General features: G+C 65.4%; 18 protein-coding genes, 2 tRNA genes and 2 pseudogenes. 8 read left to right on the top strand and 14 right to left on the bottom strand.

The features are described from left to right. The first annotated feature begins 2 nt into the window (after positions 1-2). Complete coding sequence (locus KOL93_RS06755; protein ID WP_221584588.1) at positions 3-530, top strand: helix-turn-helix domain-containing protein; 528 nt, start codon at positions 3-5, stop codon at positions 528-530. A gap of 126 nt (positions 531-656) precedes the next feature. Further along, entirely contained in the window at positions 657-1319 is a 663-nt protein-coding gene (locus KOL93_RS06750) for an SGNH/GDSL hydrolase family protein (RefSeq protein WP_221584587.1), read from the top strand. 279 nt (positions 1320-1598) lie between these two features. Here the strand turns inward: KOL93_RS06750 and KOL93_RS06745 are convergent, their stop codons facing one another. Next, positions 1599-1952, bottom strand: a complete 354-nt coding sequence (locus KOL93_RS06745) for a nuclear transport factor 2 family protein (RefSeq protein WP_221584586.1) — start codon at positions 1950-1952, stop codon at positions 1599-1601. Positions 1953-2082: 130 nt separating this feature from the next. Here KOL93_RS06745 and KOL93_RS06740 point away from each other — a divergent pair, with 130 nt between their 5' ends. After that, positions 2083-2856 (top strand): helix-turn-helix domain-containing protein, encoded by a 774-nt coding sequence (locus tag KOL93_RS06740; RefSeq protein ID WP_221584585.1) that lies wholly within the window; start codon positions 2083-2085, stop codon positions 2854-2856. Positions 2857-2937: 81 nt separating this feature from the next. Here KOL93_RS06740 and KOL93_RS06735 read toward each other — a convergent pair whose 3' ends face one another. After that, positions 2938-3765, bottom strand: coding sequence for a DUF3626 domain-containing protein (locus KOL93_RS06735; RefSeq protein ID WP_221584584.1), 828 nt, complete (start codon positions 3763-3765; stop codon positions 2938-2940). A 390-nt stretch (positions 3766-4155) separates the two neighbouring features. Here KOL93_RS06735 and KOL93_RS16165 point away from each other — a divergent pair. After that, positions 4156-4646 (top strand): annotated as a pseudogene (locus tag KOL93_RS16165) (recombinase family protein); the annotation flags it as partial. Here KOL93_RS16165 and KOL93_RS06725 read toward each other — a convergent pair. Next, the gene (locus KOL93_RS06725; protein WP_221584583.1) at positions 4553-5467 is read right to left on the bottom strand and encodes an AEC family transporter; all 915 of its coding nucleotides are present in this window, start codon (positions 5465-5467) and stop codon (positions 4553-4555) included. The pseudogene KOL93_RS16165 and the gene KOL93_RS06725 overlap by 94 nt on opposite strands. 901 nt (positions 5468-6368) lie before the next feature. Between KOL93_RS06725 and KOL93_RS06720 the strand changes: the two genes are divergently transcribed. Then, positions 6369-7811 carry a type I restriction enzyme subunit R domain-containing protein gene (locus tag KOL93_RS06720; RefSeq protein WP_221584582.1) on the top strand — a complete coding sequence of 481 codons (1443 nt, stop codon included), beginning with the start codon at positions 6369-6371 and terminating at the stop codon, positions 7809-7811. A 203-nt stretch (positions 7812-8014) separates the two neighbouring features. Here the strand turns inward: KOL93_RS06720 and KOL93_RS06715 are convergent, their stop codons facing one another. The 3 genes from KOL93_RS06715 to KOL93_RS06710 all read right to left on the bottom strand — a co-directional run bounded on the left by KOL93_RS06715 (position 8015) and on the right by KOL93_RS06710 (position 12352). Then, the gene (locus KOL93_RS06715) at positions 8015-10342 is read right to left on the bottom strand and encodes an ATP-dependent DNA helicase (protein ID WP_260406238.1); all 2328 of its coding nucleotides are present in this window, start codon (positions 10340-10342) and stop codon (positions 8015-8017) included. A gap of 83 nt (positions 10343-10425) precedes the next feature. After that, positions 10426-11574, bottom strand: a complete 1149-nt coding sequence (mobF, locus tag KOL93_RS16160; RefSeq protein WP_260406236.1) for a MobF family relaxase — start codon at positions 11572-11574, stop codon at positions 10426-10428. A gap of 217 nt (positions 11575-11791) precedes the next feature. After that, positions 11792-12352, bottom strand: a complete 561-nt coding sequence (locus KOL93_RS06710) for a TetR/AcrR family transcriptional regulator (protein ID WP_221584581.1) — start codon at positions 12350-12352, stop codon at positions 11792-11794. Positions 12353-12421: 69 nt separating this feature from the next. On the opposite strand from KOL93_RS06710, the gene KOL93_RS06705 reads away from it, so the two are divergent. Further along, positions 12422-13774 carry an MFS transporter gene (locus KOL93_RS06705; RefSeq protein WP_221584580.1) on the top strand — a complete coding sequence of 451 codons (1353 nt, stop codon included), beginning with the start codon at positions 12422-12424 and terminating at the stop codon, positions 13772-13774. A gap of 190 nt (positions 13775-13964) precedes the next feature. Here the strand turns inward: KOL93_RS06705 and KOL93_RS06700 are convergent. Then, positions 13965-15145, bottom strand: a protein-coding gene (locus KOL93_RS06700; protein ID WP_221584579.1) for an IS3 family transposase whose coding sequence is annotated in 2 segments (ribosomal slippage) — positions 13965-14846 and positions 14849-15145 — 1179 coding nt in all. Because the reading frame shifts where the segments join, the coding sequence is not laid out codon by codon here. A gap of 86 nt (positions 15146-15231) precedes the next feature. Between KOL93_RS06700 and KOL93_RS16430 the strand changes: the two are divergent. After that, positions 15232-15306 (top strand): annotated as a pseudogene (locus tag KOL93_RS16430) (hypothetical protein); the annotation flags it as partial. A 559-nt stretch (positions 15307-15865) separates the two neighbouring features. On the opposite strand, the gene KOL93_RS06690 reads toward KOL93_RS16430, so the two are convergent. Then, positions 15866-15938: transfer RNA gene (locus tag KOL93_RS06690), tRNA-Ala, on the bottom strand. Positions 15939-15951: 13 nt separating this feature from the next. Then, positions 15952-16025 (bottom strand) — tRNA-Ile (locus KOL93_RS06685). 292 nt (positions 16026-16317) lie between these two features. Here KOL93_RS06685 and KOL93_RS06680 point away from each other — a divergent pair. After that, positions 16318-17142 (top strand): endonuclease domain-containing protein, encoded by an 825-nt coding sequence (locus KOL93_RS06680; protein ID WP_221584577.1) that lies wholly within the window; start codon positions 16318-16320, stop codon positions 17140-17142. Positions 17143-17272: 130 nt separating this feature from the next. Here KOL93_RS06680 and KOL93_RS06675 read toward each other — a convergent pair whose 3' ends face one another. The 5 genes from KOL93_RS06675 to recF form a co-directional block, all read right to left on the bottom strand. Then, complete coding sequence (locus KOL93_RS06675; protein WP_221584576.1) at positions 17273-17677, bottom strand: DUF3566 domain-containing protein; 405 nt, start codon at positions 17675-17677, stop codon at positions 17273-17275. Continuing rightward, positions 17674-20238: a DNA gyrase subunit A gene (gene gyrA / locus KOL93_RS06670; protein WP_221584575.1), complete on the bottom strand. Its 2565-nt coding sequence runs from the start codon at positions 20236-20238 to the stop codon at positions 17674-17676. The genes KOL93_RS06675 and gyrA overlap by 4 nt, the downstream gene beginning before the upstream one ends. A 33-nt stretch (positions 20239-20271) precedes the next feature. Next, positions 20272-22344, bottom strand: coding sequence for a DNA topoisomerase (ATP-hydrolyzing) subunit B (gene gyrB, locus KOL93_RS06665; protein ID WP_221584574.1), 2073 nt, complete (start codon positions 22342-22344; stop codon positions 20272-20274). A gap of 119 nt (positions 22345-22463) precedes the next feature. Next, entirely contained in the window at positions 22464-22961 is a 498-nt protein-coding gene (locus KOL93_RS06660) for a DciA family protein (RefSeq protein ID WP_221584573.1), read from the bottom strand. Continuing rightward, a complete protein-coding gene (recF, locus tag KOL93_RS06655) occupies positions 22958-24133 on the bottom strand; it encodes a DNA replication/repair protein RecF (RefSeq protein ID WP_221584572.1) in 1176 nt (391 codons plus the stop codon). The genes KOL93_RS06660 and recF overlap by 4 nt, the downstream gene beginning before the upstream one ends. Positions 24134-24137: the final 4 nt, after the last annotated feature.

Here is a 24137-nt window from a genome sequence, read left to right as displayed (position 1 = left end):
AGGTGACCGACAAACCGGCTCTGGCGGACGTCGTGTTGCACCCTGTCCGGCTGCGAATCATCCAGCAGCTCGGCGGGCGCAACCGAACGACCGCGCAGTTGCGCGAGGCTCTCCCCGATATCCCGCAGGCCACGCTCTATCGCCACGTCGGCGCGTTGCTCGACGCCGAAGTCATCGCGGTGGTCGATGAGCGCCGATCCCGAGGCGCCATCGAGCGAACCTTGGCACTGGGGGACCGAATGGCCGCCATCGACCATGCCGAGCTGTCCGCGATGAGCAGCGCTCAGCTCCGATCCGCGTTCCTCACCTTCCTCGGAGACGTCACAGGTGACTTCGACCGCTTCCTCGGTGCAGACTCGCCCCAAACTCGCGAACTCGTCGGATTCGCCCGAACGCTCCTCTACGTGAGCACGAAGGATCTCGCCACGATCCAGGCTGGCCTTGGCGAGTTACTCGCCCCCTATATGACGGAACGAGAGGACGGGCGACGACGAGTGAGCCTCGCCACGATCCTCCTTCCCGAGCCGTGAAGACATGAACCAGAAGTGGCAAGAAAATGACGGCGAGCGTTCGCCCGTTCCGCCTGCGTACCGCCGATCGAGCACCACAACGAGAACGACTGCAAGGCAACAGAAAAGTAAAGGATCCACATGCCAATGACAAAGCACATCCTTGTCTACTCAGACTCACTGACCTGGGGCATAGTCCCGACGACTCGGCAGCGACTCGCCTTCGAAGGGCGCTGGCCTGGAGTTCTGCACGCCGCACTCAACACCGCCGAGGACCACGGCCGTATTAGGCTGACGGAAGACTGTCTCAACGGGCGTCGTACAGCCTTCGACGACCCGTTCAAGCCTGGACGGAACGCGCTCAGCGGGATCCAGCAGGTCATCGAAGCACAATCGCCACTCGACCTCGTGATTCTCCTACTCGGCACCAACGACTTCCAGTCCATGCACCAGAACAAGCCCTGGCACTCCGCGACTGGCATTGCAGCACTCATCAACGCAATCCGAACAGCGCCAGTCGAGCCCGGAATACCGGTCCCGCCGATTCTCGTCATTGCGCCACCACAGCTGGATAACCCTCGAGGGCCGATCGGCCCAAAGTTCGAGGGCGGGGACGTGGCATCCCGAGGCCTCGCACAAGCGATTCGCCAGGTCAGCGAAGACGCCGGCTGCGCCTTCTTCGACTCGAATACTGTAACCACCAGCAGCACACAAGACGGTGTGCATCTCGATGCGGATCAGCATCACGCATTGGGGCTCGCACTCGCCCCCGTCGTCGCGAGACTACTGACAGACGAGATCGTTGACTGACTCTCCTCGCCCAGCGCTGGGGCGCCGGGCGTAATGACCTGGACCGTTGTTGAGCGATCGATGCGGACTTGCCGAGGTGGCACGGGTCCCGGTTGTAACGCTCGAGCCCATCCAGAAGTCGGCGGATCGGTCGTCGTGGGAGGTCCAAGCCATTACGGAGGGCCACTGATGCAGCGCCCCTGGAACGGCCTTGTGCGAGCTGGCGCAGAGTGGCTAGCACTTCCGAAGTCGGCCGCGCTCACGGAACCTGTCAGGGTTCCGTGAGCGCGGCCATGAGGGTTACGCCGGCACCTTGTCGAGGAATCCGATGACCTGTTGGATGCGGTCCTGCTCGTCGCTGACGACGATGTCGAAGCCGATCACGATCGGCTCGGCGCCAGTGGGGCCAAGCCCCCACTGAAAGCGGGTGAAGTTGTGATGTGCGTCGGGTTGGCCTATGAGCGTGAACTCGAACCCCGGGAACTGCTCTCGCACGGCACCAATCGTGGCCGAGATCTGGTCTCGTCCCGCGACATCGACCATAGGGTCCGTGTACGTGGCGGCTTCCGTCCAATGCTCGGAGAGGAGGCGATCACGTGCGTTCGTCTCCGAGGCGTTCCAAGTCTGCAAATAACGGTCGGCGATGGTGGTCATGTCGAGGCCTTTCGGTATCGGCCGCAGCGGAAGTGCCGCGGTGGAACCATGGTGGGCGCGGACAGATAGTCGTGTCGATTACCTCAGAGGTAATCGGGCCAGTCAGTGCCGCTAGCTAGGGTCGAGAGTCATGACCGTGATCCACGCCGGCGACTTCGGGGCCCTGTTGCGTGGCTGGCGTGAGCGGAGACGCCTCAGCCAGCTCGAGCTCTCCGCCCGCGCAGACGTCTCCACCCGGCACCTCAGCTTCGTCGAGACCGGCAGGTCGAAGCCCACCCGAGAGATGGTCGATCGGCTCTCGACGCACCTCGACATACCGCTCCGCGAGCGCAACCAGCTCCTTCTCACTGCAGGGTTTGCGCCGGCGCATCCAGAGCGAGCGATGAACGCGCCGGAACTTCGCTCGGTGAGCTCCGCGTTCCGGAGAATCCTCGACGCCCATGCGCCCTACCCCGCACTGGTGCTCGACCGCTGGTGGGACATCGTCGATCGCAATAGCGCGACCGATGTACTGCTCGAGGGATGCGCACCGCACCTGCTCGAGCCCCCGGTCAACGCCGTGCGCCTGTCGCTGCACCCGGAGGGGCTCGCGCCGCGGATCCGCAACCTTGACCAATGGCGAACCCATCTCATCGGTCAGGTGCGCGCTCGTGCCGATCGCACCGGCGACGACCGCCTTCTTCGCCTGGCCGAGGAGGCGGCAGCCTACCCTGGCGATGACGTGGGGCGACCGGCGGCCACGGATGTCGTCATTGCGCTCGAGCTTGAGATCGCGGGCCAGCCCTTGCGCTTCTTCAGCATGTCCGCAGCCGTCGAGTCCGCACTCGACATCACCGTCGACGAACTGCGTATCGAGTCCTTCTATCCCGCCGATGACACCACGGCACGTATCCTGCGCTTGTGAGCGCGAGCCATCATCTCGTTGGCCCACCGATTCGCGGTGAACTCGGGTCACTGACCCGGACCTCCTAGCCGATGACGATTTTTACGGCGTAGGGTCCTTCATCATTGTCTTTTTCAGCTGCTCTAACCGGTGTGACGTGGCAAGAGCTTGGCTTATGTCGATGGGGTCCGCCCGTCGACCATATCTTGCTAGGAGGTGCCAGACCCTCTTGAGCGATTGCAGGTCATGTCGCCCGGAGCGTGCCGCGGAACCCAGAATGTCGGGCTCAAGCGTCCCAGCCAAGGTCGCGGCCAGATCCGAGTATTCCGCGCCGCGGTAGGCGGAGTCGAGGTCCCCGGTCTCGACGCTGAAACCGGGATGGAACTCGACCTCAGAGAGGAGGGATGCGGCGGCGTGGACGAACGTGTCTTGATAGCAAGGATCGAGAACGATCGCTTCCACGTCAGTCGCGAAATCGACGCCCCCATGGACATGCGCTTCGACATACCTATCCAACGGATCCTTTTCCTCGGACAGCATTCTCTCCACCAAGGTAGGCACTTCCTCGATGCGCGCGATTCTCTCGGGCTCGAATACCGAATCCGGATAGCAGTAGGTCGCCATTTCCGATAGTCCCGGGCGGAGACGAACAAACGCCGAACCGAAACGCGTGGCAGAGCCGTACGCGTCACCGAGGTCCAGTGCGCCGTAGACGGGGCGGGCGTCAGCGGGCGCAGAGTCGTAGCGGCCGTTGAATAGACGACTTTCCCAAATCCAACGGTCCCCACCCCGATGGGCAGTGAGGCCACCGTTCGACGTGCCCGTTCGGAACTGCGAGAGATATCGACCGCTCGATACCATCGCCTCAATCACAGCCGCGCCGCGGTACGGCCAATCAGGATGAAAATGCAGGAGAATACTCGCGCGCATGCGACCGACAATACCAACGTGCGCCCTGCAGCGCCCGTGTTAGCAAGTCGCAACAACCACCCCGCCGGAAGTGATGGCGGTCTCAACCGGTCGATGCACCGTTCCGGAAGGATTGATCCGGAGGCGCGGGTGATGTCACGAGCGAGTTGGAGGATGGGCTGTGGGACCGGTGGGCGCGGGGTCGAGTCGGCTGATCGCGCGGAGGCTCCGGAGCGCTCCTCATGCGGTCTGCATAGTCTTGGGAGGCACGGTGGCGTACGACCGCGAACGCGGCAGCCTTCTCCTGATCGGAGCACCGCCTCGTCGTCGGCTCCCCCGCACTTTGCTCCATCGGCATGCGCCCATCCTCGTTCCCAAGCTCAGGCGACTCCACCGAACCCAGGACGATTCACCAACCGAGCGCGGCCGGGCCTGCGAGAAGCATTGGCCGCCGTGCGCAAAGGGGACACCCTCATCGTCACCAAACTTGACCGGCTCGCCCGGTTCCATTCCGACGCCCGCCACATCGCTGACGAACTCACACGTAAGGGCGCCTCGCTCAGTCTTTTGGCGGCAGCCTCTATGACCCGACCGGCCCTGTCGGTCACCTATTCTTCAACGTGATCGGGATGGTGGCGGAGTTCGAAGCGGACCTGATCGGCATGCGCACCCTTCAGGGGATCGCGAAGGGCCGGCTACACGGGAAGCAACCGACGCTCTCCGTCTCGCAGCGTCGACACCTTCTCGAGCTCGCCATCGTTTCCAGCAATGCGCGTCAACAGGTAGCGGGTGTCCGCAGTAGGTTGCGTCATTGCAAGACCGACGAAAGTACCAGGATTGGGATTGAGCCAAGCGTAGTGATGAAGATCGTGTCGCGCGCGAGTACGACTGATGCGTCATAACGCTGGGCATAGTTGAGAACGTTCTGAGCAACCGGGAGCGCCGCCATCACGACCACTGCACGGAGCACATCGGGTGGAAGAGAGAGCACTGAACCAATCGCCCACGCCACGAAAGGCATCACGACGAGCTTGATCGCGGACGCGAGAATAACGTCTCGTCGGTTCGTTTCCGGCGCGAGCACGCGTCGCCCACACAAGGAGATTCCGAATCCGATCAACACGGAGGGCACTGCCGCGGCACCAACGAGCTCAAACGGTTCCATCACGGCAGGCGGGATCTCGAGCCCGCTCAGAGCAATGAGAACGCCGACTGCCGATGCGATTACGATCGGATTAGTTACCGGCTGCAACAGGATCCGTCCGAGCCGCGCTTCCCCACTTGCCACGATGTCGAGAATGGTCAACGCGATCGGGGCGAGGACTAGGACCTGGAGCAGAACAATGGGAGCGGAGTATGCTGCGTCCCCCAAGATGTAAACAGCCAGCGCGAGCCCGAGATACCCACCGTTCACGTAGCTGGACGACAGTGCGCCGATTACCGTCTCGCTGATGCTGCGTCGCAGAAGCGTCCGCGCGATGACTGCGAAGAGCGCCGCGCAGATGATTGCAGCTGCAGCCGACGTCAGTAACGCCGCTGAGAACAGCACGCGTACATCTGCCGCCGACAGCACCGTGATGAGCAAGCAGGGTGTGAAGACCGTGAAGGTCAATTTCGACAAGACGACGGCGCCATGCGAACCAATGAGACTAGTGCGGCCGATCACGTACCCCGTAGCGATAACAGCCAGAATGATCGCAAACCCCGCCAGCGTATCTCCCACACTGGATGATATCGGTCACGGCAGTTCGACACGTCGGGACTGCCACAAACCCTAGGAGACGAACTAGAGCACCGCTGACGGAGAGCCAAGTAGGCGTTATCTGAATCGCCCCGCAATGGCGAGAACGTGGTCGCGGGCTGTCGGCGCTTCGACGTGCATCGGATGACGATGCGGACGCAGATGAGGGACTTCGGATGACGATGCGGACGCAAATGAGGGACTTCGGATGACGATGCGGACGCAGATGAGGGACTGACGTCGTGATCCAAGCGAACACTGGACTCTCACCGATGGACTGGCAGTCGTTGCGGGGCGGGTCTGTGGTCAGCGCGGGAACGCAACAGGGGCAGCCGATCACAAGGCTGCGACAGCAGGACCGCGACGTCTCCGATCGAGTAGCCGACTTCCTCAAAGTGGGACACTCGATGTGGGACGATATCGGAACATGAGCAGCAGGTCCGAAGTACCCACCGGCACAACAGGTCCCGCTTTCACTGTGCACTCGCTGAACAACTACACGAGTGTGTACATCTCATCGAGTGCGGCAGCGCTCGACCTCGGCAGCAAACACGTCGGCGACCTGATCCGTGAGCTGCATCGCGAGACGACCCGCTAACTCGCCAAAGGCGGCGTGGAGTATGACTCCCCGAGGGACGCATACGGAGGTCGCCTTCGGCTTCGACTCACCGCCGCCCGGAGCGACCACTGTGGTGTCGAGTTCTCGACCTTTTGGTTGCCGGCGCTCTGGCGTCACGTGCCTCAGCGGACTGCGATCAGCCTGGACGACATCTTCAGCGCGCCGCCGGGTTGGGTGTGGAGAGAACTGGACGAGCACCTGGTCCGCACGAAGGGCTTTCCTCGCCTGACCACTAAGCAGTAGTACTTCCTCTGTCTCACGAACATGTCGCGAACACAGAGCGGCTACGAGGTCAAGCAGGTCTTGAAGAACGTCCTCGGCAAGGACGGCAAGCCGCGCCACGAGGCGATCTCCGCCGAGGTCAACATCTCGGTCTCGGACGCCAAGGACGAAGACCCTGCTATGCGTCCTTACCGACTGAGTGAGGTGCAGGAGGAGAACCAGAAGCGTCGTTTCCTTGCACCGGAGAGCCCGCTGTCGTTCCTGGTGGTCACCGCGAAGTTGATGACGGGATTCGATGCCCCGAACGAAGGCGTCCTGTACCTCGATAAGCCGTTGAAGGCTCACACGCTCTTCCAGACGATCACCCGACCCAACCGAACCTGGGTCTCCCCGGTCAGCGGCTACGTGAAGCCGCGCGGCGCCGTGGTGGATCACATCGGCCTGGCGAATGAGGTACAAACCGCCGTCATAGACCCGACGTCGAAGGGTCAGTCGCCCGCGGGCCGCCTATTCATCGACGATTACGATGATCTCGTCGCCGAGTTCCGCGAGACGTTCGCGCGCATAGAGGATCTCCTTGCCGACGCCGATGGTCTCAACATCAACAGCAACTCGTACGACTCGGTGCGGACCATCTCTACCTTCCTTGAGGCCGACGATGCAGCGGCCGAGACGTTCAAGCACGACTACCTCATGCTGTCGCGGCTCTTCCCGTATATCTCCACCGACAAGCGAGTCGACCGCTACCGGGACTCGTTCGCTCTCTTCGGCTCCGTCTACATGACGCTCTTCAAGAAGGCGACGGAAACGGAGCGCAAGGAGCGACTCGCCGAACGTGGACCGATGGTGCTCGACATCATCAACGCCAACGTCCACTCCTTCGAGGTCGCTGCCTCCCAGGAGGAGTCGCTGACTCTGGACGCACAAGGTCTTCGTGTACTACGGAACCTGATGGACTTAGTGAAAAAACCCGATGAGGTTGATGAGGTAGACGAGAAGCGGCCGACTGCGAAGGAGATCCTCGACCGTGTCAAGGCAGCCCTCGACGAAGGAGTCGACGAGCATTCAGTGAAGTACGTGGCGCTCGCAGAGTGGTTGCGGGACCTGCGTGAACGCATCATCCAGGGCGCCTCCGACGCGCTGGAGTTCCTGACCGAAGCCTTGAAGATCGCCCAGACTGTGGTCGACGCTCAGAAGAAGCCGGATGAAGTTGTTGTCGTCGACGATGACCACGTCGGTGTCTTGTCGCGCATTATCGCTGATCACCCGCCGAAGGGGCTGTCCGTCACCGAGCGAAGACTGGCCGAGGAGATCGACCAGGTGGTCAGGCACACACTCGCAGCTCGGTATGACAATGCCGAGGCACGAGGAAGGGCTCTTCGTCGGGCAGCCGCAGCGGTGTTTCGAAAGTACCGGTTGAAGCCAGTCGGCGAGCCATACGACTCCACCGTCGCATACGCCGAAGTGCACTACCTCGTCGATTGACCTATTCTCTGCGCAACATGTTCAGCCGGTGGTGCGTGGAATCGGTCCGTCCGCGCGCCCAAGCGCCTCGTTCAGAGAAGACGCTACAGCCCTGACGGTGAGGCGCTACAGGGAGGCTCTGGCTGGCCGCAGAGAGTAAGTTCATCGCCGGCATATGAAGTGCTCGGTTGCGCTTCTCGTCGATGGCTCCGCCCCGCCAACCTTCACAGGCGCCGTGCTCGATCGACCCGCGGCACGACCTCGGGTCGGCCCTCGGAGATCAGCTCCCCGATGGACTGTACTCGACGGAGCGCGGCGGATGCGGTGCGGTGCTCCGCTGCCTGCGCGGCCTTGGTGATCCTGTTCGGGTTGCCCAGAGGCGCCCGGCCGGTGATCTCGTAGCGGTGCCGGTACAGGGCGATGGTACTGGCGTGCGCGACCCACGTGGTTCGCGCGCGCCGCTCCCTGGGAATCGGACCGAGCTGCTTGGCCCAGCCCTCGCCAGCGTCAACCGCGCTACGCAGCGCGCGACGCGTGGCAGCCTCGATGAGTACCTGCCGCTGAGCGAGCGCGGTCTGCATGTCGTCTGCGATCGGCGCGGCAGGCACCGGGATGAGTCCAGCGACTCGTGCCCTGGTTCGCTTGCCGGGTCGGAGCTTCTGAGTGGCTTGGTCGACCATGTCGGCCAACTGCGCGGCGGGGTCGGCCTGGTCATCGCCCGGCATGATCCTCGGCGCGAGTGCAGTGAGTGCGACCGCTGCAAGATGGCCGGCTGCCTCGTGACGTGCGAGTGCGCTCTCCAAGTGCTCGTAGTAGGGGCTTGTGAACACGTCATCGGCCACGTTCTCGGGGAACGGCGCAACATTAAGTAGTGCCGCCCAGCGGTCGATCTGCGCTTCGCGGGCGAGCACGTCGTACTCGGCCAGCAGCGTGGACAGCGAGGCGTGACGGTCTACCTCGAACATCAGGGTTTCGGTGGCGGAGAGGTCGGCGTCGCTGCGCGCGAGCACCTTGGCGAGCCGGTCTGTCAGAGTCAGCGGCACGGGCTGGTGAAGATGCGCCTCGACCTCGTGCGGGTCGGGCACGATCACATAGGCGTGGTTGCGGTGCCTACCGCGCGTCATCGCCACGTAGAACAACTCCCGCGACGAGAGTTCCGGATCGACGAGCGCGTGCGCGGTGTCAACGCTGGCTCCTTGTGCGCGGTGAGCAGTGGAGGCGTAGCCGAGTTCGAGTCCTTCATGCACGTACTTCGCAGGCAGCACGAGTGCCGTGCCGTGCGGCTGGTCGCCGCGCCCCAACCGGCGCACGGCAAGGGAACCGTCGTCGTAGCGGCGGGTGACTTGCCAGCGGTCGCCGTTCTTGACCCACGCTTTGCCGGTGGACAGTCGGCGGTCGTTCAGGCGGGTGACGACGAGATCGCCAACGCCTGCGATGGTGCCATCGTGCAGACGCAGACCGTCAGCCTCGACGCGCCCGGCTTCGATCAGATCGGCGCGGGCACGTTCGTTGAGTTGGGCGACCATCTCGCCGGTGCCCGCGATCATCAGTGTGCGCAGGCCGTCGTCGCGGTCGCTGCGCCATGCCTCGTAGATCGCATCGAGCATCGTCTCGGGGTCACCGTCGAGAAGTCTCCCGCGTTCCTGGTACTCGTCGAGCGCATCCGTGTTTCCGTGTCGCAGGCCGAGGCTGGCGGTCTTCTCCCATTCGTTGGCGAAGCGGCGCACATGGGTGAGTTCGGGAACCTGATCGCGGTGGCGGACGAGCATCCCGAACGCACCCCCGGTTTCGACTGCGTTCAGCTGCGCCCCGTCGCCGATGAGCACGACCTTGGCTCCGGCCCCGGCGGCGTGCGCGGTGATGCGATCGAGCGCGAGAGTTCCGGCGAGGGCGGACTCGTCTACGAGCACGAGTTGCCCCGCTTGGAGGTTCCAGCGTCCGTGGTGGTGCTCGTAGAGGAACTTCGCGGTGTTCTCTGCCCGCACGCCGAGAGAGTCGCCGAGTACCTCGGCGGCAGCCGCCGAGGGTGCGAGACCAATCACCGAGTTACGCGCGTACGCCGCGGTCCAGGCCCGATGCAGGGCACGCAGTGCCGTGGTTTTCCCAGACCCAGCAGGGCCGACAAGTAGATCGAGGGTCAGCCCGGAGCGGGCGATGCGGGTGATGGCAACGGCCTGGTCGGGGTCAAGCCGGACGCCCTCGATCTTGCGTGAGGTGTGACGTCCGACGAGCCGCGCCGTCAGCGCTGGCCCGCCGGTGCGCTGGCTGTGGTCGAGTATGCGCTGTTCGGCGTCAAGAATGTCTTGGCTGGAGTAGGCGATCTGATCGACCGGTTGGAACGTGTTGGCCTCGCCGTCAACGTAATGGGCGGGTACGGCGCGGTCGTAGTCCGGGGTGAGCCGGAGCGATTCGGCTTCGGCGTGCGCGACGATCTGATCGAGCACCCGGATACGGTCATCGGTGGTGGCGAAACGGACGCCCATGATCTGCCGCATCGTCTCCGCGTGCAAGTTCCATCGCCCCCAGGTTGCGCGCCGGTTCGCTACCTCCATCAGCACCACTGCGGCGAGATCCTCGATCTGCTCCAGTCTGAGATCGTCTGCGCGGAGCCGGGCTTCGGTCGCAGCCTGGTCGATCAGATACTGCGCCCAAGTGGGTGCGTCCCCCCGAGCACGACCTCGGCACGCGCCCGCCAGTCGGCGGTGAGGTCGGCCAGCGAGTGCAGTTCTTTCTCGGGCCGGGTCTCCAAGGTCGCCTGCTGTCGGAGCTTCGCAATCGTCGCCGCCGAGGGTTGCCGCCCGTGCTCGGCGATGTACTGCTCGATCAGCTGGTTCTTGACCTGCTCAATGCCCTCCCCGCCGTCGCTGCCTCCGGTGGTGCGTCGGGAGAACTCCGCGATCAACGCCGCCGGAACACCCTCGATCTCCCACCCGGTATTGCGGTCTTTGCCCCGGTCGACAGGCACCCACGTCACCCCGAGCAGACGTGCGGTGTGGTCGGTGACAAAGGCGTTGTACGACTCCGAGAGAGCGACAGCGGCCATGTGTAGTCGGCGCGAGTCGAGCGTGCGCCAGCGTCCGTCCTCGCCCTGCACCTTGTTCGACATGACCACATGGGTATGTAGTTGCGGGTCGGCGGCGCGGGAGTCGTAGTGGTCGAATGCCGTGGCGATCACCCCCACGATCGGCATCTGCGCTACACCGCCCGCGCCGACGCGGGTTGCGGCAACGCGATCTTCCAGCAACGCGATCGTGTCTCGCATCGCGGCGTGATGTGCCCGCGCAATCAGCGTTTGCGTGCCCGCGTCGGCCACGCCCCAGATCGCGCTGACCGACTTCGGCGGTGAGAACGTCAAGTCGAACCCTGCAACGGCGGTGCGCGGCATCTTCGCAACCTCTTCCTCACGGATGCGCTGCGCAGCCGCTGCCCGTGCCTCGCCTCTCAAGTCGGGGTCGAGTCGTGCAACGCGGACCGCAATCCGCTCGCGTGGGGGTTGCAGCGAGGGGAACCTCTTGCCGAGCTTCTCGCCGGTGACGGGGTGGATGCCGTCACCGAGCAGTCGGGCCAGGTGTTCCTCGGTCACGGTGTCACCCTCGGCTAATGCTGGCGTGCGTCCGTCGTCGAGGCTCATCAGGCCGGTGCCGACCCACGTTCCGGGCGGGTTCCCGGTCTCGGTGTAGTACCGGGTCAGCGGGCTGCTCATCTCGCGGTCGCCGTCACCGACGACGACCGATTTCAGCAGGTATTCGTAGCCCTTGCCGGACGACATGACCCGGATGGTCATCACCACGACGGCCCCTCCCCGAGACCGTCGCAGGAGGGGCGGTCTTGGGGGTCAGGTGCGCGCGCAGCGCGCGGCCCGCACTCTTAGTGCCAGACGTGTGGGGGAAATGGCGGGCTCCTGGCGTGGCTCATCGGGCACGCCAGCAGGGTCAGAATGGAAAGCAGAGCGCTGGGCTCGGTGACGTGGGACTCTCGTTGAGTCGTGCGCGACGGAAATACTAAGCGTGAATGCGGTCGAGGTATCCGGCGATGAGTGAGTGCGCTTGGGCGTCGGTGAGGGTGCCGGTCATGACGAGGCTCCCCAGACCGTGCGCGAACGCCAGCAACTCGTAGGCCAGGTCGATATCGGCATCGCGGGTAGTGGCGTGAATGTACGGGGCGATCACGGCGGCGAGTTGGCTCAGGTGCTCTTGGTAGATGACGCGGATGCCGTGCGTTTCGGTGATGGCGAGTTGCTCCAGCGAGACACCGAAGCGGTGGAATGCCCGGCGTTCCTCGTCGAGCGGCAGTGCGGCCACGAGGAACGCTTCGAGCGCGTGACGGGGAGAGTCGCCCGAGGAAGCGAGCGAGTCTTGCCAGTGCTGCACGCTGCGCTCGGACAGGCGGTGCAGTGCCGTGGTGAGCAGGTCCTGCTTGGTCTTGCCGTAGTACTGCACCAGCCGCAGAGATACCCCGGCTTCGGCGGCGACGGCCCGCATCGAGACCGTTTGCACGCCGTCACGCGAGACGATCCGCTCCACCGCACTGACGATCTGGTCGATTCTGTCTGGTTCGTTCATTCCTCCGTCTCTCACTTGCCGCTGATACAATCGTATCATGATACGAACGTATCAAGTGGGGAGGTGCCCGTGCGGAAGATCGTTCTCTGGGTGGCCTGCGTGACGCAGGTGCTCGTCGTCCTCGACGCTTCGGTGATGAACGTCGCCCTGCCTTCGACCCGCACCGAACTGGGCTTGAACGAGACAGGCACGGCGTGGGTGGCGTTGGCGTACACCGTCGGGTTCGCCGGGTTCCTGCTGGCCGGGGCGAGACTGGCGGATGCGTTCGGTGCTGCCCGAGTACTCGCGTGGAGCGTAGCGCTGTTCACGGTTGTGAGCGTCGTGGGCGGCCTCGCTCCTGACGGCACGGTGCTGATCGCTGCTCGCGCCGTGCAGGGAGTATGCGCAGCGGCGGCATCCCCGGCGACGTTCACGCTGCTGACCGTAACCTTTCCAGAGGGGCCGCAGCGGGTACGCGCGGTGGCGATCTGGACGGGCGCGAGCCTGGCCGGTGGCGGCCTTGGGAACGTCCTCAGCGGCGTGTTGACCGAGTACGTCACCTGGCGGGCCGTGCTGCTCATCAATCTTCCCATCGGCGTCATCACCGCAGTGGGCGCTTACGCGCTCAGGAGGCGGCTCAGCGGCGAGCCTCGCGGGAGCGTCGATTTCCTGGGTGCGGTGTTCGTCACCGGGGTCTTCACCGCCGCAGCACTGGCGGTTTCCAGCCTGGAACCCGGAGCACCCATCAACATGGCCGTGACTGCCGCAATCATCGGACTCGTCCTCCTGCTGGCGCTGATCTTTCAGCAGCGCAGAGCGCGGAGCCCGCTCGTGCCCTTGCGGTTGTGGCGGAACCGGGCAGTCATGGCGGGCAACGGTGCGACACTGCTGGCCGGGGCGTGCTTCCAGGTAGCCATCTGGTACTTCCTCACGTTCATCCTGCAACGTGAGCACAGCTACTCGGCGGCGACAACGGGGCTGGCATTCCTGCCGTTGACGGTGACGATGCTCGCGGTGAGCACCTGGGCGGCTCCCGCGCTGCTACGCCGCTACTCGGTGCGAGCAGTCGCGGCGGCGGGCACGCTGATCGCCGCCTTCGGCTTCGGCGCGCAGGCTGCCGCCATGGCCAGCACCAGCCTGCCCCTGCTGCTGGCTCCAACGTTGCTCATCGGGATCGGCGGCGGTCTGCTCAACACGCCCCTCGCTACTGCCGTGACCAGCGGCGTGGAACCAGCGGATGCCGGGGCCGCCTCCGGAGTGATGAACACCGGCAAGCAATTCGGTGGAGCCATCGGACTGGCCGCCCTCGCAACACTCCCCACCACCGGGGGTGGCTACCAAACAGTGTTCTTCGCCATGATGATCCTCATTGCCGCAGCCGGAGCCGTCAGCCTCGCCATCCCCAAACCGGCACCCGCCGAGGCCCGTCCAGCAGAACGATAACAGCGATGAGTCGCGACGCCGGTCAAGTCAACGACTTCATCACGGACTGCAACCTGCCCTTGCCACCACCGCTGCACAGCAACTGCACCCCTCGCGTCGCATGGTTAGCACCGAGTCGCTGATCAGTAGAGACATGCGGGATTTTCACCCACTCGTCGGGTCTGCTGAACGGGTAGGTGACAGGGGTTAGTCAGGCCGCGAGGGCCATGGGCGGTCTCATCGTGGCCTCGAACTCGACCGGGGTCAACTTCCCCAGACGGGCCTGCCGCCTGCGCCGGTGGTAGGTGCGTTCGATCCACGTCACGATCGCGATGCGCAGCTGCTCGCGCCTCGCCCAGGATCGCCGGTTGAGGACGTTCTTCTGCAGGAGACTGAAGAACGATTCCATCGCGGCGTTGTCGCCGGCCGCGCCGACTCTGCCCATCGATCCGACCAGGCTGTGACGGGCCAGCGCGCAGACGGTCTTCCGAGCGCGAAATTGGCTTCCTCTATCGCTGTGAACGACACAGCCGGCGACGTCACCGCGCAACGCGACTGCGTTGTCGATGGCGTTCACGACCAGGCGGGACTTCATCCTCGAATCGATCGAGTAGCCGACGATCTTGCCGGAGAAGGCGTCCCTGATCGCGCAGAGGTAGAGCTTGCCCTCGCCGGTCTTGTGCTCGGTGATGTCCGTCAGCCACAGCCGGTTCGGCGCATCGGCGACGAACTCTCGTTGCACGAGATCGTCGTGCACGGGCGGACCAGGCCTCTTGCCCGCCCCGCGGGCCTTCTCCTTCCCGAACGCCGACCACCAGCCGTTTTGCGAGGTGATCTTCCACGCCGTCCGGTCCGACATCGCCTCCCCGGCGTTACGAGCTTCGTCGGCGAGGAACCGGTGCCCGAACTCCGGGTCGTCCCGGTGGGCGTCGAACAGCGCGTTCGCGCGATACGCCTCGGTCAGTTCAGCCTCGGTGATTGGGCTCTTCAGCCAGCGGTAGTACGGCTGGCGAGCGAGCTTCAGTACCCGGCACGTCACCGCGACGGGGATCCCGTCGACGGCGAGCTCTGTCACGAGCGGGTAGAGCCTTTTCCCGGCAGATGCGCCTGGGACAGATACGCGGTCGCTCGGCGGAGGACTTCGCTCTCTTGCTCGAGGAGACGGGTGCGCTTGTTGGCCTCGCGCAGCTGCTCGGTCTGCGCCGTGGTCGGCATCGCGGTGGTCGGATCCGTGTCGCCGCGGTCGATGCGAGCGCGTTGGAGCCACCTCTGCAGCGTCATGGGGTGAACGCCGAAGTCCTTCGCGATCTGCTCGATCGTGACGCCGGACTCACGGTTCTCCGCGACGCGCACGACGTCGTCGCGGAACTCCTGAGGGTAGGGAGCGGGCATGGTGTCATCCTTCCAGGCACGCCCTCCGGGCACGCCATCTCAGATGTCACCTATCCGTTCAGCAGACCCGGACATGCGGGTCACGGATGCAACTGGACTACCCAGCCAACAAGCAAGGCGTCCGATACGGCTACTACGTCTGCTCCGGCCGGGCCTCCAAACGCAAGAGCTGTACTCGCCGCGCCGTACCCATCGGCGTCGCCGAGCAACTCGTCGCCGATTGCTACCAAGACATCGCGATCACCGAGGCCGAGTACACCGCCCTCGCCGCGCAAGTCCAGGCCGCGTTCGATGAACGCCTCGCCTCCCGCTCCCAGGAACTGGCCGAGCTGACCGAGAACCGCCAGCGACTCCAGAACGAGAGCGACAAGCTCCTGGCCGCGCACTTCGCCGACGCCATCGACCTCGACACCCTCAAACGCCACCAAGACCGCATCCGCACCGGCCTCGCCGACATCGACCGCCTCCTCGCCAGCGAACACGACCACCACACCGGAGCCCGTAAACAATTCAGCACGGCCCTCGGCCTGCTGGTCGACTGCGCCACGCTCTACGCCCGCACGAACGACCAAGGCAAACGGCTCGCGAACCAAGCATTCACCAACGGCATCGAGATCAGCGAAGACGAAAGGGCGACGATCCGACTCGCTGAGCCCTTCGCCGCCCTCACACCAGAACCGACATCAACTGATGTCAGGAGTTCTAGTACGTCTTCAATTGTGGAGCCTAGGAGATTCGAACTCCTGACATCCTGCTTGCAAAGCAGGCGCTCTACCAACTGAGCTAAGGCCCCGAATGGGGTGGAGTGGGGCTACCAGGACTTGAACCTGGGACCTCTTCATTATCAGTGAAGCGCTCTAACCGCCTGAGCTATAGCCCCGTGACACCAGCAGGACGACCTGCCAACCTGCAAGAGCATACATCACCGGATCCGCGTCTTCCAATTCAGCCCTGCCGCCCGGGCGTGCCGCGGTCGCAGCGTCGGAGATCTCCACAGGATCGGATCCTCACGGCCAGGACGTCCGATCGAAGGGATTTCTCCGATCGGGCGACGCGCGCAGCTCCAGGCTCGGCCGAGGCAGCGTGTCCACAGATGCGGGATCCTCCGAGTTATTCCACTTTCGGGGTCTGCGGCGCATGTGTCTCTCCGGAGGTCTGTGAGAGTTCCGGACATGAAGCTCCTGCGTGAACTCGATGCGCGACACGGCGTCGCCGCGACCGACGACCTTCGTGACGCGGGCGTCACCCGACACGAGCTGCGGCGCGCACTCTGCACAGAATCCGTGATCAGGCTGAGGCGCGGATGGATCGCCCTGCCGAGCGCGGATCCGATGCTGCAGCGCGCGGCAACGCTGGGAGTCACGATCACCTGCGTCACGCGGGCGGAGAGGATCGGACTGTGGACCTTCGGTGCGCCGGATCCGCACGTGGCCGCGCCGCCGAAGGGGCGCGTCCTCGGGACGACCGGCGCCCACGTGCACTGGGGCCAGCCGGTCTCACCCCGACCGCGACATGCCCTCGAGGACAGCCTCGCGAACGCACTGGGATACATCGCGTCGTGTCAGCCCTACGAGCGCGCGCTGGTCGTGTGGGAGTCGGCGGCGCGAAAGGATCTCATCGCCCGCGACATCCTCAGGCGGCTCCCGTTCGGCCCCCAGGCCCGGAGAATCATCGCCGAGATGAGCTGGTTCTCCGACTCGGGCCTCGAGTCGGTGGTGATCCCGCGCCTGCGCTGGCTGAACCTCCCCCTGCGGCAGCAGGTGTGGATCGCACGCCACCGCGTCGATCTGCTCATCGGCGACAGACTCGTGCTGCAGATCGACGGCGGGCATCACGTCGACGCGCAGCGGCTGTCGGACAACGAGCACGACGCGGTCCTGCGCCTCATGGGCTATCACGTGATCCGCGTCGGATACCGCCAGATCGTCGACGACTGGCCGAGGGTGCAGGAGCTCATCCTCTCGGCGGTCGCTCAGGGCCTCCACCTCGCCGCCTGAGGGCACACAGCGTCGGAGATCTCCACAGGATCGGATCCTCAACGCAAGGACGTCCGATCGAAGGGATTTCTCCGACGCGGGCGCACGCAGAGGCGCCCCGGGCCGTAGCCCGGGGCGCCTCTGCGAAGCGTCAGTTCGAGGTGAAGCCGACGAGCACGCCGCCGGTGATCTTCACGCTCATGTTGTAGATGCCGGCCGCGACGGCGCCGAGCACCGTGACGACGATGAGGTTGAGGATCGCGACGACGGATCCGAAGGCGAACACCTGCGGGAATCCGACCGCGGCCTCGATGGAGAAGCGACCATCACTGAAGCTGCCGATGAACTCGTCCACCTGGGCGATGAGGCCTGTCGACTGGATCACGAGGAACATCAGGATGAATGCGACCAGCGTCACGATCGCCACGGCGATCGCGACTAGGAAGGACAGCTTCACTGCCGACCAGAAGTCGATGTACACCAGGCGCAGGCGCACCTGCTTCGACTTCGTCTTCTGGGCGGACTTCTTAGCCAGCTTGTCGGCTACCGTGCTCATTCGTCACCTTCTGGGGTCTCGGGAGCAGTGTCGTCTGCCGGTTCCGCACCCTCGTCCTCCGCGCCCAGCCCGCGCTCGCTGTTGCGGGCGATGGTCAGGATGTGGTCTCCCTTGTCGGGACGAGCGAACACGACTCCCATGGTGTCGCGGCCCTTGGAGGGCACCTCGGCAACGGCCGAGCGTACCACCTTGCCCTTGGCGAGCACGACGAGGACCTCGTCCTCTTCCTCCACGATGAGACCGCCCGCGAGCTCGCCCCGGTCATCGTGCAGTTTCGCGACCTTGATCCCCAGGCCGCCGCGGCCCTGCACGCGGTACTCGGCGATCTTCGTGCGCTTCGCCCAGCCGGCGTTCGTGACGGTGAACACGTAGGTTCCCGGGCTCGCGACGGATGCGCTCAGGAGCTCGTCGTCGTCGCGGAAGGACATGCCCTTCACACCGGACGTCGAGCGTCCGAGCGGACGGAGCGTGTCATCGGACGCAGGGAACTGCAGGGACATGCCCTTGCGGCTGATGAGCATGAGGTACTCGTCGCTGTTGACGAGCATCGCATCGACGAGCTCGTCGCCGTCGCGCAGGTTGATCGCGATGATGCCGCCCTGACGGTTCGAGTCGTACTCGGTCAGGCGCGTCTTCTTGACGAGGCCGTTGCGCGTCGCGAGCACGAGGTGCTCCGCGGCGTCGTAGCTCTTGAGCTCGATGACCTCGGCGATCTTCTCGTCGGGCTGCAGCGCGAGGAGATTCGCGACGTGCAGGCCCTTGGCGTCGCGACCGGCTTCCGGCAGCTCGTACGCCTTGACGCGGTACACGCGGCCCGTGTTCGTGAAGAACAGGATCCAGTGGTGCGTGGTCGTGACGCCGAAGTGCTCGACGACGTCGTCAGCGCGGAGCTGCGCGCCGCGCACTCCCTTGCCGCCGCGGTGCTGGCTGCGATAGAGGTCGCTGCGCGTGCGCTTGACGTAGCCCTCGCGCGTGACGGTGATGACGACCTCCTCCTCCGCGATGAGGTCCTCCATGGACACGTCGCCGTCGAACCCCGGCAGGATCGCGGTGCGGCGGTCGTCGCCGAACTTGTCGGAGATCGCCGTGAGCTCGGACTTGATGATCGCGCGCTGGCGCGCGTCGCTCGCGATGATGTCCTTGAAGTCGGCGATCTTCGCCTCGAGCTCTTCGGCCTCGTCGACGATCTTCTGACGTTCGAGGGCCGCGAGCCGGCGCAGCTGCATGGCGAGGATCGCGTCGGCCTGCAGGTCGTCGATGTCGAGCAGGCTCTTCAGCCCCGCGCGTGCATCGTCGACTGTGGGCGAACGGCGGATCAGCGCGATGACCTCGTCGAGCGCGTCAAGGGCCTTGAGGTAGCCGCGCAGGATGTGCATGCGCTCCTCCGCCTTGCGGAGGCGGAACTGCGTGCGACGCACGATCACTTCGAGCTGGTGGGCGATCCACAGCGTGATGAACTTGTCGAGCGGCAGCGTGCGGGGCACGCCGTCGACGATCGCCAGCATGTTCGCGCCGAAGTTCGTCTGCAGATCGGTGTGCTTGTAGAGGTTGTTGAGCACGACCTTCGCGACGGCGTCGCGCTTCAGCACGACGACGAGGCGCTGGCCCGTGCGACCCGAGGTCTCATCGCGGATGTCGGCGATGCCCGTGACGCGGCCCTCGCGCGCCAGCTCGCCGATCTTGACGGCGAGGTTGTCGGGATTGACCTGGTACGGCAGCTCGGTCACGACGAGGCAGGTGCGTCCCTGGATCTCCTCGACGTTGACCACCGCGCGCATCGTGATGGATCCGCGACCCGTGCGGTAGGCCTCATGGATCCCCTTGTTGCCGAGAATCTGCGCGCCGGTCGGGAAGTCGGGCCCGGGGATCCGCTGCATGAGGCCGCCGAGCAGCTCTTCACGCGGCAGGTCAGGATTCTCGAGCACCCACAGCGCGCCGTTCGAGATCTCGCGCAGGTTGTGCGGCGGGATGTTCGTCGCCATGCCGACGGCGATGCCGACGGATCCGTTGACGAGGAGGTTCGGGAAGCGAGCCGGGAGGACCGTGGGCTCCTGCGTGCGCCCGTCGTAGTTGTCCTCGAAGTCGACCGTGTCTTCCTCGATGTCGCGCACCATCTCGAGCGCGAGCGCCGCCATCTTCGTCTCGGTGTAACGCGGGGCGGCGGCGCCCTGGTTGCCCGGCGTGCCGAAGTTGCCCTGGCCCTGCGCGAGCGGGTAGCGCAGCGCCCACGGCTGCACGAGGCGCACGAGGGTGTCGTAGATCGCGCTGTCGCCGTGCGGGTGATACTGACCCATCACCTCGCCGACGACGCGCGTGCACTTCGAGAACGACTTGTCGGGGCGGTAGCCGCCGTCGTACATGCCGTAGATCACGCGACGGTGCACGGGCTTCAGGCCATCGCGCACGTCGGGCAGCGCACGGCCGATGATGACGCTCATCGCATAGTCGAGATAGCTGCGCTGCATCTCGGACTGGAGGTCGACCTGGTCGATCCGGCCGTGGTTGTGGCCGGCGTTGGGGTCGGGACGACCCTCTTCCGGGGGCAGTTCCATGTCAGTCATATGTCTTCAGTCTCTTCTTCGCAGTCCGCTCGATCAGATGTCGAGGAAGCGGACGTCCTTGGCGTTGCGCTGGATGAAGCCGCGGCGCGACTCGACGTCGTCGCCCATGAGCACCGAGAAGATCTCGTCGGCGGCGGCGGCGTCTTCGATCGTGACCTGGCGCAGGGTGCGGGTCTCGGGGTCCATGGTCGTCTCCCAGAGCTCCGACGCGTTCATCTCGCCGAGTCCCTTGTAGCGCTGGATGCCGCCCTCGTTGCTCTTGGGCAGACGCCATCCGCGTGCGACGCCCGCCTCGTAGAAGGCGTCGCGCTCACGATCGCTGTAGACGTACTCGTGCGGGGCGTTCGTCCACTTCAGGCGGTACAGCGGCGGCATCGCGAGATAGACGAAGCCGGCCTCGATGAGCCCGCGCATGTAGCGGAAGAGCAGCGTCAGCAGCAGCGTCGTGATGTGCTGGCCGTCGACGTCGGCATCGGTCATCAGCACGATCTTGTGATAGCGCGACTTCTCGATGTCGAACTCGGGACCGATGCCCGTGCCGAACGCCTGGATCATGGCCTGGACTTCCTTGTTGCCCAGGGCCTTGTCGATGCGCGCGCGCTCGACGTTGAGGATCTTGCCGCGCAGGGCCAGGATCGCCTGCGTCGTGGGGTTGCGGCCGTTCACGGCGGATCCGCCCGCCGAGTCTCCCTCGACGAGGTAGACCTCGCTGATCGAGGGATCCTTGCTGGTGCAGTCCTTGAGCTTGTCGGGCATCGCCGCCGACTCGAACACGCTCTTCCGACGCGCGGTCTCGCGGGCCTTGCGGGCCGCCATGCGCGCAGTCGCGGCATCGATGGCCTTGCGGATGATGTTCTTCGCCTGCTGCGGGTTGCGCTCGAACCAGTCGCCGAGCTCGTCGGCGACGATGCGCTGCACGAAGCTCTTCGCCTCGGTGTTGCCGAGCTTCGTCTTCGTCTGGCCCTCGAACTGCGGTTCGCTCAGCTTGACGGAGATGACGGCCGTGAGGCCCTCGCGGACGTCGTCTCCAGCGAGGTTGTCGTCCTTCTCCTTGAGGATGTTGTTCGTGCGCGCGTAGCGGTTGATCAACGTCGTCAGCGCCGCACGGAAGCCCTCTTCGTGCGTGCCGCCCTCGTGCGTGTTGATCGTGTTCGCGTAGGTGAACACGTTCTCGCTGTACGACGTCGTCCACTGCATCGCGACCTCGAGAGCGATCTTGCGATCGGTGTCCTCGGTCTCGAAGCTGATGATCTCCTCATGCACGCGCTCGGCCTTGCGCGCGTTGTTGAGGTAGTCGACGTAGTCCATGAGACCGCGCTCGTAGAGGAAGACGTCGTGGCGCTGCTGCGAGATGGGAGCGCCCTCTTCGGTCTCGACCTCCTCGGTCGAGGTGGGGCGCTCGTCGAAGATCTCGATGCGCAGGCCCTTGTTGAGGAAGGCCATCTGCTGGAAGCGGGTGCGGAGCACCTCGTACTCGAACTCGACCGTCTCGGTGAAGATGTCGGGATCCGGCCAGAACGTGATCGACGTGCCGGTCTCGTCGGTCGCCTCACCCTGCTCGACGGGCCCGAGCGGCACGCCGCCCTGCGAGTACGACTGGCGCCAGACGCTGCCCTCGGTGCGCACGACGGCTTCGAGTCGGGTCGACAGCGCGTTGACCACCGAGGATCCCACGCCGTGCAGGCCACCCGAGACCGCGTACCCGCCGCCGCCGAACTTCCCGCCCGCGTGGAGGACCGTGAGCACGACCTCGAGCGTCGACTTCTTCTCGACCTTGTGCATGCCCACCGGGATCCCGCGCCCGTTGTCGACGACGCGGACGCCGCCGTCCTCGAGCATCGTCACCGTGATGGTGTCGCAGTAGCCCGCGAGCGCCTCGTCGACCGAGTTGTCGACGATCTCGTAGACGAGGTGGTGCAGGCCGCGCGGACCCGTGGATCCGATGTACATGCCGGGGCGCTTGCGCACCGCCTCGAGACCCTCGAGCACCTGGATCTGGTCGGCGCCGTAAGCGTTCTCGACCTTTCCGGGCCGGACGGGCTTCTGCTCTCCGTCAGTCTCGGCCGTCGTGGATTCAGGCTCGTTCTCAGGGGTCTCGCTCGTCATGAAGGTGTCGCTCCTCTAGGTCGGACAGCGCCTCCCAGCTTACCCTTTCGGGCACGTCGAAAAGGCCGTGACAGGCCCTCTCGCGCGAGAAAAGCCCCTCCGACGGGATGCGACCCGTCCTAACCGTAGGTATCGCGCGGTCCGCGGCCCTGAACGCGTCTGAAGCCATGTTTCCAGGACGGTACGTCCGGCCCGAAGAAGCGGATCTCCTTCACGCCGGCCTCGGGATAGAGCTCGAGGATCCGCGTCAGGAAGTTCGCGCGCATCATGTGCATCTGCTTCCCGCGAGCCGTCGAGTCGCATCGCACGACGACGAGGCCCTGCGCGAAGGTCTCGATATGCGAGTGCGCCGCGTTGTCGGCGCCCGCGATCTCCTCCCAGTTGAGCGCGAGGTCCTCGCGCTCGAGCTGGGGCGTCCATCCGCTCGACATCGTGAGCGCGGTGATCGCGTCGCCGAGCGGCTTCGGATCCCGGCCCTTCGCGAACGGCTCGCTCCCGTCGGGGTCGCCGCGCCGGCGCCGGCTCTTCCGACGCCCGGCCTTGCTGAGCGGCAGCCCGCGGAGCCGCAGATAGGTCGCGATCGTCTCGGGGATCCCGTCCGGGCGCTCGTCCGTCACGAGCCCTCCTCGAACGGGTGATCGGCGAGCGATCCGAGGATCTCGCCGCCCTCGATGCGCACCGCGTTCTCACGCAGCGGGTCGGGGATGTCGCCCGCGACAGCCGCCGTCACGATGACCTGCTCGTATCCGGCGACGACGTCAGCGAGGCGGGACCGACGCGCGGCATCGAGCTCGGCGAACACGTCGTCGAGGATGAGGATCGGATCCCCGCCCGGCGATTCGGCACGCAGCAGCTCGGCCGACGCGAGACGCAGCGACAGCGCGATCGACCAGCTCTCGCCGTGCGAGGCGTATCCCTTCACCGGCAGGCCGCGCAGCCGCAGGACGAGGTCGTCGCGATGCGGCCCGACGAGAGTGAGGCCGCGCTCGACCTCCTGGGGGCGCTTCGCCTGGAGCGCCGCGCGGAACTGCTCGGCCGTCTGATTCGTCGTCGGCGTCTCGGCGGATCCGTCGCCCTCCTCCGGATCCGCACCCGCGATCGACTGCGCCCAGGCGAGCTCCGGAGCATGGTCGGCGCCCGCGATCGCCGCGTACGCGCGAGCCACAGGGTCCGAGAGATCAACGGCGAGCCGGCTGCGAGCATCGATGATCTGCGAGCCGAGCGAGACGAGCTTGTCGTCCCACACCTCGAGCGTCGTGAGCTGATCGGCCTTCATACCGCGCGCCCTGGCCGACTTCAGCAGCGTCGTGCGCTGCTTCAGCGTGCGGTCGTAGTCGGCGAGCACACCGGCCAGGCGAGGCGTGCGCTGGATGAGGAGCTGATCTGCGAATCGGCGACGTGACGACGGATCGCCCCGCACGATCGTGAGGTCCTCCGGCGCGAACAGCACCACCTGGGCGTAGCGCGGCAGCTCGCTCGCACGCACGGGGTTGCCCGAGATGCGCGCCTTGTTCGAGCCCTGCTTGTTGACCTGGAGCTCGAGCATGACGCTGCGTGATCCGTGCGCGAGGCGAGCGCGGACGAACGCCGCGTCCCGGCCCTCGCGGACGAGAGGCGCATCGGCGGACACACGGTGGGATCCGAGTGTCGCCAGGTACGCGAGCGCCTCCGCGAGATTGGTCTTGCCCTGACCGTTCCGGCCGACGAGCAGGTTCGTCCCCGGGCGCAGCTCGAGCTCGGCCTGCGCATAGTTGCGGAAGTCGACGAGGCTCAGGTGTTCGACGATCACGCGT

The sequence above is a fragment of the Microbacterium salitolerans genome (assembly GCF_019720895.1).
In the GTDB taxonomy this organism is placed as follows: domain Bacteria; phylum Actinomycetota; class Actinomycetes; order Actinomycetales; family Microbacteriaceae; genus Microbacterium.
The sequence above is the reverse complement of the archived record's forward strand: the minus strand, read 5'-3'. Positions and strand labels throughout refer to the sequence as shown.

Bases quoted from the DNA above. Each gene is read 5' to 3' on its own strand.
- KOL93_RS06745 (WP_221584586.1), bottom strand. From the start codon at position 1,952: ATGACCACCATCGCCGACCGTTATTTGCAGACTTGGAACGCCTCGGAG.
- KOL93_RS06680 (WP_221584577.1), top strand. From the start codon at position 16,318: ATGAAGCTCCTGCGTGAACTCGATGCGCGACACGGCGTCGCCGCGACC.
- gyrA (WP_221584575.1), bottom strand. From the start codon at position 20,238: ATGACTGACATGGAACTGCCCCCGGAAGAGGGTCGTCCCGACCCCAAC.
- KOL93_RS06715 (WP_260406238.1), bottom strand. From the start codon at position 10,342: ATGGAGGTAGCGAACCGGCGCGCAACCTGGGGGCGATGGAACTTGCAC.
- KOL93_RS06735 (WP_221584584.1), bottom strand. From the start codon at position 3,765: ATGCGCGCGAGTATTCTCCTGCATTTTCATCCTGATTGGCCGTACCGC.
- KOL93_RS06750 (WP_221584587.1), top strand. From the start codon at position 657: ATGACAAAGCACATCCTTGTCTACTCAGACTCACTGACCTGGGGCATA.
- KOL93_RS06675 (WP_221584576.1), bottom strand. From the start codon at position 17,677: ATGAGCACGGTAGCCGACAAGCTGGCTAAGAAGTCCGCCCAGAAGACG.
- KOL93_RS06710 (WP_221584581.1), bottom strand. From the start codon at position 12,352: ATGAACGAACCAGACAGAATCGACCAGATCGTCAGTGCGGTGGAGCGG.
- mobF (WP_260406236.1), bottom strand. From the start codon at position 11,574: ATGACCATCCGGGTCATGTCGTCCGGCAAGGGCTACGAATACCTGCTG.
- KOL93_RS06740 (WP_221584585.1), top strand. From the start codon at position 2,083: ATGACCGTGATCCACGCCGGCGACTTCGGGGCCCTGTTGCGTGGCTGG.
- KOL93_RS06720 (WP_221584582.1), top strand. From the start codon at position 6,369: ATGTCGCGAACACAGAGCGGCTACGAGGTCAAGCAGGTCTTGAAGAAC.
- gyrB (WP_221584574.1), bottom strand. From the start codon at position 22,344: ATGACGAGCGAGACCCCTGAGAACGAGCCTGAATCCACGACGGCCGAG.